General features: G+C 69.1%; 12 protein-coding genes. 8 read left to right on the top strand and 4 right to left on the bottom strand.

What is annotated here, in order from left to right; translation table 11 throughout:
* Window positions 1-9: 9 nt before the first annotated feature.
* The gene (gene ffh, locus AB3M82_RS01500; protein WP_412955153.1) at window positions 10-1,569 is read left to right on the top strand and encodes a signal recognition particle protein; all 1,560 of its coding nucleotides are present in this window, start codon (window positions 10-12) and stop codon (window positions 1,567-1,569) included.
* A 97-nt stretch (window positions 1,570-1,666) separates the two neighbouring features.
* Here the strand turns inward: ffh and glpK are convergent, their stop codons facing one another.
* The 3 genes from glpK to AB3M82_RS01485 all read right to left on the bottom strand — a co-directional run bounded on the left by glpK (window position 1,667) and on the right by AB3M82_RS01485 (window position 5,769).
* Entirely contained in the window at window positions 1,667-3,181 is a 1,515-nt protein-coding gene (gene glpK, locus AB3M82_RS01495) for a glycerol kinase GlpK (protein WP_412955152.1), read from the bottom strand.
* A gap of 36 nt (window positions 3,182-3,217) precedes the next feature.
* Entirely contained in the window at window positions 3,218-3,970 is a 753-nt protein-coding gene (locus tag AB3M82_RS01490) for an MIP/aquaporin family protein (RefSeq protein ID WP_412955150.1), read from the bottom strand.
* A gap of 89 nt (window positions 3,971-4,059) precedes the next feature.
* A complete protein-coding gene (locus AB3M82_RS01485; protein ID WP_412955148.1) occupies window positions 4,060-5,769 on the bottom strand; it encodes a glycerol-3-phosphate dehydrogenase/oxidase in 1,710 nt (569 codons plus the stop codon).
* Window positions 5,770-5,870: 101 nt separating this feature from the next.
* On the opposite strand from AB3M82_RS01485, the gene AB3M82_RS01480 reads away from it, so the two are divergent.
* Window positions 5,871-6,842 carry a sugar-binding transcriptional regulator gene (locus tag AB3M82_RS01480; RefSeq protein ID WP_412955146.1) on the top strand — a complete coding sequence of 324 codons (972 nt, stop codon included), beginning with the start codon at window positions 5,871-5,873 and terminating at the stop codon, window positions 6,840-6,842.
* A 2-nt stretch (window positions 6,843-6,844) separates the two neighbouring features.
* Here the strand turns inward: AB3M82_RS01480 and AB3M82_RS01475 are convergent, their stop codons facing one another.
* Window positions 6,845-7,996: a glutamate--cysteine ligase gene (locus AB3M82_RS01475; protein WP_412955145.1), complete on the bottom strand. Its 1,152-nt coding sequence runs from the start codon at window positions 7,994-7,996 to the stop codon at window positions 6,845-6,847.
* Window positions 7,997-8,204: 208 nt separating this feature from the next.
* Here AB3M82_RS01475 and rpsP point away from each other — a divergent pair, with 208 nt between their 5' ends.
* The 6 genes from rpsP to AB3M82_RS01445 are packed head-to-tail and all read left to right on the top strand — an operon-like array spanning window position 8,205 to window position 11,413.
* Window positions 8,205-8,636: a 30S ribosomal protein S16 gene (gene rpsP, locus AB3M82_RS01470; RefSeq protein ID WP_412955143.1), complete on the top strand. Its 432-nt coding sequence runs from the start codon at window positions 8,205-8,207 to the stop codon at window positions 8,634-8,636.
* 6 nt (window positions 8,637-8,642) lie between these two features.
* Complete coding sequence (locus AB3M82_RS01465) at window positions 8,643-8,873, top strand: RNA-binding protein (protein ID WP_412955141.1); 231 nt, start codon at window positions 8,643-8,645, stop codon at window positions 8,871-8,873.
* Window positions 8,874-8,877: 4 nt separating this feature from the next.
* Window positions 8,878-9,465, top strand: a complete 588-nt coding sequence (gene rimM, locus AB3M82_RS01460) for a ribosome maturation factor RimM (RefSeq protein ID WP_412955140.1) — start codon at window positions 8,878-8,880, stop codon at window positions 9,463-9,465.
* A 17-nt stretch (window positions 9,466-9,482) separates the two neighbouring features.
* The gene (gene trmD / locus AB3M82_RS01455) at window positions 9,483-10,178 is read left to right on the top strand and encodes a tRNA (guanosine(37)-N1)-methyltransferase TrmD (RefSeq protein ID WP_412955139.1); all 696 of its coding nucleotides are present in this window, start codon (window positions 9,483-9,485) and stop codon (window positions 10,176-10,178) included.
* A gap of 54 nt (window positions 10,179-10,232) precedes the next feature.
* Complete coding sequence (locus tag AB3M82_RS01450) at window positions 10,233-10,970, top strand: class I SAM-dependent methyltransferase (protein WP_412955137.1); 738 nt, start codon at window positions 10,233-10,235, stop codon at window positions 10,968-10,970.
* Complete coding sequence (locus AB3M82_RS01445) at window positions 10,967-11,413, top strand: pyrimidine dimer DNA glycosylase/endonuclease V (protein ID WP_412955135.1); 447 nt, start codon at window positions 10,967-10,969, stop codon at window positions 11,411-11,413. The genes AB3M82_RS01450 and AB3M82_RS01445 overlap by 4 nt, the downstream gene beginning before the upstream one ends.
* Window positions 11,414-11,417: the final 4 nt, after the last annotated feature.

Genomic DNA, 11,417 nt, shown 5'->3' with positions numbered 1-11,417 from the left:
CGGAGCACCATGGCTACGTTTGGCACGCTCTCCGATCGGCTCACCGAGACCTTCCGCAACCTGCGAACGAAGGGAAAGCTCAGCGCCAGCGACGTCGACGGCACCGTCCGCGAGATCCGTCGCGCGCTGCTCGACGCCGATGTCGCGCTCTCCGTCGTGAAGGACTTCACCGCCAAGGTGCGCGAGCGCGCCCTGGGCGACGAGGTGAACAAGGCCCTCAACCCGGCCCAGCAGGTGGTGCAGATCGTCAACGAGGAGCTCGTGCAGATCCTCGGCGGCGAGCAGCGTCGGCTGCAGTTCGCCAAGACCGCGCCGACCGTCATCATGCTCGCGGGCCTCCAGGGATCGGGCAAGACGACCTTCGCCGGAAAGCTCGCGAAGCAGCTCGAGGGCGAGGGGCACACGCCCCTCCTCGTGGCGGCCGACCTCCAGCGTCCGAACGCGGTGAACCAGCTCCAGGTCGTGGCGCAGCAGGCGGGAGCCACCATCTACGCCCCCGAGCCGGGCAACGGCGTGGGCGACCCCGTCAAGGTGTCGCGCGACGGGGTCGAGCACGCCCGCCGCCAGCAGCACGACGTGGTCATCATCGACACGGCCGGACGCCTCGGCGTCGACGCCGAGCTGATGAAGCAGGCCGCCGACATCCGCAAGGCCGTCGATCCCGACGAGGTGCTGTTCGTGATCGACGCCATGATCGGTCAGGATGCCGTCAACACCGCCAAGGCCTTCCAGGAGGGAGTCGATTTCACCGGCGTCGTGCTGTCGAAGCTCGACGGCGACGCCCGCGGTGGAGCCGCTCTGTCCGTGGCCTCCGTCACGGGGCGCCCCATCATCTTCGCGTCGACGGGCGAGCGCCTCGAGGACCTCGAGCCGTTCCACCCCGACCGCATGGCGAGCCGGATCCTCGATCTCGGCGACATCCTGACCCTCATCGAGCAGGCCCAGCAGGCCTTCGACGAGGAAGAGGCGATGAAGGTCGCCGAGAAGCTCGCCACCGAGCAGTTCACCCTCGAGGACTTCCTCGAGCAGCTTCAGCAGATGAAGAAGATGGGCTCGATGAAGAAGATGCTGGGCATGCTGCCCGGCATGGGCCAGATGAAGCAGCAGCTCGAGGACTTCGACGAGCGCGAGATCGATCGCACCGAGGCGATCATCCGCTCCATGACCCCGGGGGAGCGTCGCAACCCCAAGGTCCTCAACGGCTCCCGTCGCCTGCGCATCGCCCGCGGCTCGGGCATGACCGTGACCGATGTGAACCAGCTGGTCGCCCGGTTCGAGCAGGCGGCGAAGATGATGAAGACCGTCGCACGCGGCGGCACTCCGAACATCCCCGGTATGGGACCCGTTCCAGGGATGGGGCGTCCCGGTGCCTCGTCGAAGCGCGGCAAGAAGGGCAAGTCGTCCGGTCGGTCGCGGTCGGGCAACCCGGCGAAGCGCGCTGCCGAGAACGCCGGACTGCCGGTGGGCGGCGGCGAGGCGACCGGGTCCGGCTTCGGCCTGGGCGGAGCTCCGAAGGCGCCGAGCGAGGCCGACCTCGCCGAGATCCAGAAGCTCTTCGGCAAGAGCTGATCCGCCGGCATCGCGCATCGACGCGGCGGCAGGCGCTGAACGAGAAAGGGCGGGCCCGGAGTCTCCTCCGGGCCCGCCCTTTCTCAGCGGTGGACGATCACTTCACGTCTTCGTCGACCCAGTCCATCGACTTGGTGACGGCCTTGCGCCACAGGCGCAGCTGACGGTCGCGCTCAGCCTCGTCCATGGTCGGCTCCCACCGACGGTCCTCCTGCCAGTTGGCCGAGAGGTCGTCCAGACCGTTCCAGAACCCGACCGCGAGACCCGCGGCGTAGGCGGCGCCCAGCGCCGTGGTCTCCGCGACGACGGGACGCACTACCGGCACGCCGAGAACGTCCGCCTGGAACTGCATGAGGGCGTCGTTGGCGACCATGCCGCCGTCGACCTTGAGCTCCGACAGGTCGACCCCGGCATCCGCGTTGACCGCGTCGAGCACGTCGCGCGTCTGGAAGGCGACGGCCTCCAGCGCGGCGCGCGCGATGTGGTTCTTGTTCGCGTAGCGGGTGAGGCCCACGATCGCGCCCCGCGCGTCCGGCCGCCAGTACGGCGCGAACAGACCGGAGAAGGCCGGCACGATGTACACGCCGCCGTTGTCCTCGACCTGGTCGGCCAGCTGCTCGACCTCGGGCGCCGTCGAGATGATGCCGAGCTGGTCGCGCAGCCACTGGATGAGCGATCCGGTCACGGCGATCGATCCCTCGAGCGCGTAGTGGGTGGGGGCGTCCCCGAGCTTGTAGCCCACCGTGGTCAGCAGACCGTTCTTGGAGTGCACGATCTCCTCACCGGTGTTGAAGATCAGGAAGCAGCCGGTGCCGTAGGTGTTCTTGCTCTCGCCCGTCTGGAACGCCGCCTGCCCGAAGGTCGCCGCCTGCTGGTCGCCGAGGATGCCGGCGATCGGCGTCTCGCGCAGCAGTGAGGAGCTCTCGGCGGCCCCGTACACCTCGGAGGAGGAGCGGATCTCCGGCATCATCGAGCGCGGCACGCCGAACACCTCAAGGATGTCGTCGCGCCACTCGAGCGTCTCGAGGTCCATGAACATCGTGCGGGAGGCGTTGGTGACGTCGGTCGCGTGCACGCCGCCGTCGGTGCCGCCCGTGAGGTTCCACAGGACCCAGGAGTCGGTGGTGCCGAAGAGCAGGTCGCCGGCCTCCGCCTTCTCGCGCGCACCCTCGACGTTCTCCAGGATCCAGGTGACCTTCGTGCCCGAGAAGTACGTCGCGAGCGGGAGGCCCACGATGGGCTTGAAGCGCTCGACGCCGCCGTCGGCCGCGAAGCGGTCGACGATCTCCTGGGTGCGGGTGTCCTGCCAGACGATCGCGTTGTAGACCGGCTTGCCCGTGGTCTTGTCCCAGACCACCGCCGTCTCGCGCTGGTTCGTGATGCCGACGGCCGCGATGTCGTGGCGCGTCAGGTCGGCGCGGCTCAGTGCCAGGCCGATCACCTCCTGCACGTTGCGCCAGATCTCGGAGGCGTCGTGCTCGACCCAGCCCGCCTTGGGGAGGATCTGCTCGTGCTCCTTCTGGCCGGTCGCGACGATGCTGCCCTTCTTGTCGAAGATGATCGCGCGGCTCGAGGTGGTTCCCTGGTCGATGGCGATGATGTAGTCAGCCATGGTGTGTTCTCCTTCGAATTACCGAGTGGGGGCGGATCAGCCGAGGCCGAGGAGTGCGGGGGCTGCCAGCGCGGCGATGGCGCCACCGATGAGCGGGCCGACGACCGGCACCCAGGAGTAGCTCCAGTCGCTCGAGCCCTTGCCCTTGATGGGGAGGATGGCGTGCGCGATGCGCGGGCCGAGGTCACGGGCCGGGTTGATCGCGTAGCCGGTGGGCCCACCGAGGGAGGCGCCGATCGCGACCACGAGGAGTGCGACCGGGAGCGCGGTGAGCGGGCCGAGTCCTCCGGGCACGCCGACCTCGACGTCGCCGTAGTCCGCGAACGCGAAGATGATGAACACGAGCACGAAGGTGCCGATGACCTCGGTGACCAGGTTCCACCCGTAGGAGCGGATGGCCGGGCCGGTCGAGAAGACACCGAGCTTGTTGGCCGGCTCCGGCTCCTCGTCGAAGTGCTGCTTGTAGGCGAGCCAGACGACGATGGCGCCGAGGATGGCACCGACGAGCTCGGCCGCCGTCGCCACGAGGAACTGCGTGAACGTGATCTTGCCCGCGATCGCGAGACCGATGCCCACGGCGGGGTTCAGGATCGCACCGGAATAGGCGGAGGCGAGGACACCCGCGAAGACCGCGAGACCCCATCCCCAGTTGACCATGAGGAACCCGCCGCCGAAGCCCTTGTTCTTCGCCAGGGCCACGTTCGCCACGACACCGCATCCGAGGAGGATGAGCATCGCGGTTCCGACCAACTCCGAGAGGAAGTAGAGACCGAGATTGACATCAGGCATGTCTTCTTTGACCTTTCTTGAGAGTCACGGCCCCTCTGCCGTGGCTCCTTGTGTGGGTACGTCGCGAGGAGGGCGACGTTCACCTCTCGTCAGCCGCGGGCGCGGGACGAGATGTCGAGGCCGTGCAGCTCGTTGAGCAGCAGGCGGGTCTCTTCGAGCTCGGCGTCGTGCCGGGCACGATCCCAGTCGAGAAGCGGTGCGAGCGCATCGGCGATCTCGTCCAGGACGCGGGCGTCGGCGTTGCCGGTGAACGCGATGCTCGTGCGCCGCAGGATGACGTCCTGCAGGCGTGCGACGAGCTCGTTCCGGACCATCCACTCGAGCTCGCGGGTCGACAGGTCCCCGTCGGCGAGGGGGGCGTCGGCACCCTGCTCGACGTACTCCCAGACCTGGGCCGCGCGGGTTCCGTAGCGCGTCAGGAGCTTCTCGGCGCGGTCGCCTGCGCCGGCCAGGTTCTCGGCGATCCAGATGCGCTTCGCCTTCTCGGTGCGCGGGAAGTCGCGCCCGCCGCCGATCGCGCGACCGGCGGTGGAGACCGTGCGGGTGCGGTTCAGGAGCTCGAGGACCTTGTCCGACATCGACTGGCCGAGCGCACGGAACGTCGTCCACTTGCCGCCCACGAGGCTGACCAGCGGGACGGCGCCGTTGTGGTCGACCTCGATGCGGTAGTCGCGGGACACGAAACCGGGGGCCGTGTCCTCGTGCCGGGGGAGCGGACGGATGCCGGAGAACCGGTACACGATCTGCTCGCGGTCGACGGCGATGTCGGGGAAGACGTGGTGGATGAGATCGAAGAAGTAGTCGACCTCCTCCTCCGTGCACACCGCGATCTCGGCGGGGTCGGCGTCGATGTCCGTCGTCCCCACCAGCACGCGCCCCTTGAGCGGGTAGATCAGCACGATGCGGCCGTCGGAGTGCTCGAAGAAGATCTCCCGACCGCGGGTGGCGGCGAGGAGCTCCGGGTGGTCGAGGACGATGTGCGAGCCCTTGGTCCCGCCCATGTAGCGGGTCTCGGCGCCCAGGGCGTCGTTGGTCAGGTCGGTCCAGGGGCCGGAGGTGTTGACCACGACGTCGGCGCGGACGGTGAACTCCGTGCCGCTCTCGCGGTCGCGGAGGACGACCTGCTCGCCGTCCCGCGCGATCGCCTCGACGTAGTTGATCGCGTGCGCAGCCGGGTGGGCGCTGCGGCCGTCCTGGAGGACGTCGAGGGCGAGGCGCTCCGGGTCATGCATGGACGCGTCGTAGTAGGTGGCGGTGTACTTGATGTCCGGGTCGAGTTGGGGGAGCTCGGCCAGCGAGCGCTTGCGGCCGAGGAAGCGGTGCCGTGGGACCGTGCCGCCGTCGCGGGAGAAGGTGTCGTAGATCGTGAGGCCGACCTTGATGAGGAAGGCGCCGCGCTCCTTCGGCTTGCCGCTCTTGTGCGTCAGGAAGCGCAGGGGAGCGGACAGGATGCCGGAGAACGTGGAGTAGATCGGGATGGTGGTCTCGAGAGGCTTGACGTAGTGCGGGGCGATCCGCAGGAGGCCGTTGCGCTCCTCGACGGATTCGCGCACGAGGCGGAATTCGCCGTTCTCGAGGTAGCGGATTCCGCCGTGGATCATGTGACTCGACGCGGCCGAGGCGCCGGAGGCGAAGTCGCCGCGTTCGACGAGGACGACGTCGACGCCCTGCAGGGCGAGGTCCCGGAACGTGGAGATGCCGTTGATGCCGCCGCCGATCACGAGAACGGTGGTGCGACCGGATTCACGGAGGGCGCGCACGTCGTCGCGCTCGGGTGATGAGTGTGCCGATTCGATCATGTCGAACTCTCTTCCTTGCTTGCCCCCCAGCATCGACCCGTCCGAGGTCTGCGCGCAAGCCCACTGCACATATGTGCAAGGATCGAGAACGAGGAGGCGCCTTGGCCGATCACAGCGCACACGCTCGCGACGCGAAGCTGATCGCCGCTCTCACGGCGGCGCAGCTCTACTACATGCAGGACAAGACCATGGAGGTCGTCGCCCGCGAACTGGGCACGTCCCGGTCGTCCGTCTCACGGCTGCTGAGCTTCGCCCGGGAGAGCGGCCTGGTCGACATCCGCATCAACTCGCCGCTCGAACGGCTCGGGATGCTGGAGCAGCGCATCCGCGACCGTCATCGCATCGCGGCCCACGTCGTGCCCATGCCCGAGATCATCAGCGAGGTCGAGCGGCTCGAACGAGTCGCGCTCACGGCCGGGCGTCTGCTGTCGCAGTTCGTCGACTCCAATATGATCATCGGCGTCGCCTGGGGATCCACGATCAGCGCCGTCAGCCGGGCGCTGACGCAGAAGGAGACCCACAACACGACATTCGTGCAGCTCAACGGCGCAGGCAACACCCAGACCAGTGGAGTCGAGTACTCGAGCGACATCCTGCAGCGCTTCGGGAGCGCGTTCGGCGCCCAGGTGCAGCAGTTCCCGGTCCCGGCCTTCTTCGACGACCCGGCCACGCGTGAGGCGATGTGGCGGGAGCGCAGCACGCGCCGCGTGCTCGACCTCCAGGCGAAGATGGACATCGCCGTGTTCAGTCTCGGCTCGCCGGCCGCCGAGGTGCCGAGCCGGGTCTACGTCGGCGGCTACCTCGGGCGCGAGGACTACCGGAGCCTGCGCGAGGACCACGCGATCGGCGACGTCGCGACCGTCTTCTTCCGATCCGACGGCTCCTGGAAGGACATCCGGCTCAACGCGCGTGCCACCGGACCCGGGCTCGATCGCCTGCGGCGCGTGCCCCGCCGGGTGTGCGTGGTCTCCGGCATCCCGAAGCTCGCCAGCGTCCGTGCGGCGATCGCGGCCGATCTGATCACCGACGTCGTGCTGGACGAGGGGCTCGCCCGCCACCTCGCGGACGACTGACCTCAGAGCTCGGCGGTCGAACGCCGGGGTCCCGACCGGAACTCGCGGATGAGGTGATGCACCACGGCGCCCAGATCCCCCTCCGCGGCGTCGGCCACCGCGATCTGCCGCTCGTAGCTCGCGCCTCCGCCGAGGATGGTGGCGACGCTGGCGAACTCGGGCGCGCATCCGAGGTCGACCGCCACCGGTGACAGCTCCTCGAGGGTCTGCGACAGGTGCGCGCGCAGCGGCTGCTGCGCGCCGTCCGCATCGGTGATCACCCGGGCGTCCAGGCCGTAGCGGGCAGCCCGCCACTTGTTCTCGCGGTGGAACCACGCCGGAAGGGTCGGAAGAGGCGCCCCGTCGTCGAGCAGACGGGAGAAGTGCTCGACCAGCACCTGGATCAGTGCAGCCACCGCGGCGAGTTCGGGCAGGGTCGACAGCCCGTCGCACGCGCGCACCTCGATGGTTCCCCATCGCGGTGCCGGGCGGATGTCCCACCGCACCTCGGAGGCGTCGTTCATCACGCCCGTGCGGACCATGTCGTCGAGATAGGCCTCGAACTGCGACCAGTCCTGCAGCGGCCAGGGCAGCCCCGCCGTAGGGAGCTGCTGGAAGACCAGCGCCCGGTTCGAGGCGTACCCGGTGCGCTCTCCTGCCCAGAACGGGCTCGACGCCGCCAGGGCCTGCAGATGGGGGAGGTAGACGGTCAGCGCGTTGATGATCGGGAAGACCTTCCGGTGGTCCTCGACGCCGATGTGCACGTGGATGCCCCAGATCATCATGTTCCGACCCCACCACTGGGTCCGCTCGATCAGCGTGTGGTACCGGGTCTTGTCCGTCACCCGCTGGTCGTACCACTGGGCGAAGGGGTGACTGCCGGCGGAGAGCAGCTCGATGCCGATCGGATCGGTCGCCGCCCTGACCTCGGCGATCGCCTGCGCGACATCGTCGATCGCCTGCGCCACGGATTCCCCGACGCCGCTGGTGACCTCGATCGTGTTGGTGAGCAGCTCGCCGGTCACCGTGTGGCGCTCCGCGGCGCTCTGCGCCTCGAGCTCGGCGAGCAGCTCCGGCGCGCGGCCGGTCAGATCCCCGGTGACCGGGTCGGCGAGCATGATCTCCCATTCCAGGCCGACGGTGGAGCGGGCGGACGGAGCGAACTCGAGCGGCACGAGCACAGTCTGACACGGGGCGCGAGCGACACGGCGCGCGTGCGTCCCCACGTTTCGCGTCGGGAGGCTGCATCTGGCAGAATAGAGGGTCGGACGACGTGCTCGACCCTCTATCCAGCATCCGTCCTCCCTATCAGAGCTTCCGCCGGGTGTGCACCCCACGCTCCAGGCGACCGGTTCGTTTCCTTCCACACAATTCAGGAGAATCGTGGCTGTCAAGATTCGTCTCAAGCGCCTGGGTAAGATCCGTGCGCCCTACTACCGCATCGTCGTCGCCGACTCGCGCACCAAGCGCGACGGTCGCGTGATCGAGGAGATCGGCAAGTACCACCCCACCGAGGAGCCCTCGTTCATCGAGGTCGACTCCGAGCGCGCGCAGTACTGGCTGTCCGTCGGCGCCCAGCCGACCGAGCAGGTCGCCGCCATCCTCAAGATCACGGGTGACTGGGGCAAGTTCAAGGGCGACGCCGACGCGAAGTCCACGCTCAAGGTCGCCGAGCCCAAGGCCGCGTTCGAGGCCGACTCCTCGAAGAAGTCGGTCGTCAAGCCCAAGGCCGAGAAGAAGGAGGCTCCCGCAGAGGAGGCTCCTGCTGCCGCCGACGCGGAGGCCGCCGAGGCTCCCGCCGCCGACTCGGAGTAATCCGCCGTGCTCGCCGCCGCGCTCGAACACATCGTCAAGGGGATCGTCGATCACCCGGACGATGTCCGCATCGACGAATCCACGTCGCCGAGAGGCGATCTCCTCGAGGTGCGCGTGCACCCCGACGATCGTGGACGCGTGATCGGGCGCGGCGGCCGCACCGCCAAGGCACTGCGGACCCTCGTCGCCGCCCTGGCTGACGGCCGCCGTGTGCGCGTCGACGTCGCGGACGACTGACGTGGTGTCCCGCGAAGCACATCAGGGCAAGAACCAGCTGCGCGTCGGTCGCCTCGTCAAGGCGCACGGCCTCAAGGGAGCGCTCAAGCTGGAGCTGTACACCGACGCCCCCGAGCGCCGGTTCGTCCCCGGAGCCGAGTTCACGTTGCAGGTGCCCGAGGCATCTCCGTGGCACGGCAAGACCGTGGTCGTGCGCGAGTACCGCGTGATGAACGGCAATCCCGTCGTGTTCTTCGAGGACGTCGCGGATCGCGACGCCGCGGAGAGCCTCGTGCGCGCCATCCTCTGGCTCGACCACGAGACCGACGAGCCCGAGGAGAACGCCTGGTTCGACCATCAGCTCGTGGGGCTGGACGTCGTGCGCGACGACGCGGTCGTCGGTCGCGTGATCCGCGTCGATCACCTTCCCGCGCAGGATCTGCTGATCGTCAAGGCGGGTGAGCGGGAGGTGATGGTGCCGTTCGTGGAGGCCATCGTCCCCTCGGTCGACCTGAGCGCGGGCCGACTGGTCGTCACCCCTCCGGCCGGGCTCTTCGAAGACCTCGAGGATGCCGACGACGCTCCCGTCGACGCCGCCGACGTCGACGACTGAGGCGCGAGGCTGCCCCGGTGCGCATCGACGTCCTCTCGATCTTCCCGTCGTACTTCGACGGTCTGGCCCTCTCCCTTCTCGGGAAGGCTCAGGACTCGGGCATCCTGGACCTGCACGTCCGCGATCTCCGCGACTGGACGACCGATCGGCACCGCACGGTCGACGACACCCCGTACGGGGGCGGCGCCGGCATGGTGATGAAGCCCGAGCCGTGGGGCCTCGCCCTCGACGAGGTCACGCAGGGGTCTGATCGTCCCACCATCGTCTTCCCCTCGCCCGCCGGAGAGGTCTTCACCCAGGCCACGGCGCGGGAGCTCTCCGGACGCGAGCACCTCGTGTTCGGCTGCGGCCGCTACGAGGGCATCGACGAGCGTGTCTTCGAGTACGCGGCGGCGTTGGGGGAGGTGCGGCTGATCAGCCTCGGCGACTACGTCCTCAACGGCGGAGAGGTCGCCACCATGGCCATGATCGAGGCGATCGCGCGCTTGATCCCCGGCGTCGTCGGCAACCCGGACAGCCTGGTGGAGGAGTCCCACGAGGACGGACTGCTCGAGTATCCGTCGTACACGAAGCCCTCGGTGTGGCGGGAGCGCGCGGTGCCGGAGGTGCTGCTGAGCGGCAACCACGGACGGATCGCGCAGTGGCGTTACGACCAGCAGATCGAGCGCACGCGCGCACGGCGCCCCGACCTCCTTCCCGACACCGACGAGTGAGCGGCGTCGACCGGACGGTGCCCGTTCCGGGCCACCGCTGCTAGCGTCGAGTGCATGGTCGATCAGGCGCTCGCACGAGCTTTCGAGGGGATCGGCGAGGAGTACGACCGGTATCGCCCCGGCTTCCCCGTCGAGGCGCTCGACGTGCTGATGCCTCTTCCCGTCGCCGCCGTGCTCGATCTCGGAGCCGGCACCGGCAAGCTGACCGAGCGGCTGGTCGAACGATCCGCCGATGTGATCGCCGTCGAGCCGTCGCGCGCCATGCTCGATGTGCTGAGGAAGAGGCTGCCCCACGTCGAGGCGCGCATCGGCAGCGCCGAAGCCATCCCGGTCGCCGACGCGAGCGTGCAGCTCGTGACCGTCGCCCAGGCGTTCCACTGGTTCGAGCGGGACGCCGCATGCGCCGAGATCGCCCGGGTGCTCGCCCCGTGGGGAGCCCTCGGCCTGCTGTGGAATCACTCCGACCCGCGATGCGCCTGGGACGTCGCGTGCCACCGCGTCGCGCACCCCGCCGTCGGGACCGACGATCGCACCACGCAGACCGCCGCCGATGATCTGCCCGGCTTCGAGTTCCTCCGCCGGGTCGAGCTCGCGTGGACCGAGGAGATCACCCGGGACGACTACCTTCGGCGGTGGGGGACGATCAGCAGTTTCCTGGTCGCGGAGCCGGCGCAGAGGGGAACGATGGTCGCCGCGCTCGAGCGGATCTTGGACGAAGACGCCGATACCCGGGGGCGCGAGCGGTTCGAGCTCCCGCACCTCACCGAGATCTTCGTCTATCGCCGCGCATGAGGATCTGGTCGCTGCATCCCGCCTACCTCGATCGCCAGGGCCTGGTCGCCTGCTGGCGGGAGACGCTCCTGGCGCAGGCCGTGCTCGCCGGACGCACGCGGGGATACGTCTCGCACCCGCAGCTCGAGCGGTTCCGCGGGGCCTCCGATCCGCAAGGGGCCGTCGGTCAGTACCTCTCGGTGCTCGCGGACGAGGCGGATGCGCGGGGGTACCGATTCGACAGGACCCGGATCGAGCACCCGAGTCCCGTGGTCGGGCCGCTGGCCGACGTCACCGACGGCCAGCTCCTCGTGGAATGGTCGCATCTGCGGCGCAAGCTGGCGGAGCGCAGCCCGGACGAGCTCCCGCGCTGGGCGTCGGTCGTCGTCCCGCGGCCGCATCCGCTCTTCGCCGTCGTGCCCGGACCGATCGCGTCGTGGGAGCGCGCAGACGGGGCTTCCTGACGAG

The sequence above is a fragment of the Microbacterium californiense genome (assembly GCF_047246625.1).
Lineage (GTDB): Bacteria > Actinomycetota > Actinomycetes > Actinomycetales > Microbacteriaceae > Microbacterium.
This window is presented reverse-complemented; position numbering and strand designations above follow the sequence as displayed.

Bases quoted from the DNA above. Each gene is read 5' to 3' on its own strand.
- ffh (WP_412955153.1), top strand. From the start codon at position 10: ATGGCTACGTTTGGCACGCTCTCCGATCGGCTCACCGAGACCTTCCGC.
- glpK (WP_412955152.1), bottom strand. From the start codon at position 3,181: ATGGCTGACTACATCATCGCCATCGACCAGGGAACCACCTCGAGCCGC.
- AB3M82_RS01490 (WP_412955150.1), bottom strand. From the start codon at position 3,970: ATGCCTGATGTCAATCTCGGTCTCTACTTCCTCTCGGAGTTGGTCGGA.
- AB3M82_RS01485 (WP_412955148.1), bottom strand. From the start codon at position 5,769: ATGATCGAATCGGCACACTCATCACCCGAGCGCGACGACGTGCGCGCC.
- AB3M82_RS01450 (WP_412955137.1), top strand. From the start codon at position 10,233: ATGGTCGATCAGGCGCTCGCACGAGCTTTCGAGGGGATCGGCGAGGAG.
- AB3M82_RS01445 (WP_412955135.1), top strand. From the start codon at position 10,967: ATGAGGATCTGGTCGCTGCATCCCGCCTACCTCGATCGCCAGGGCCTG.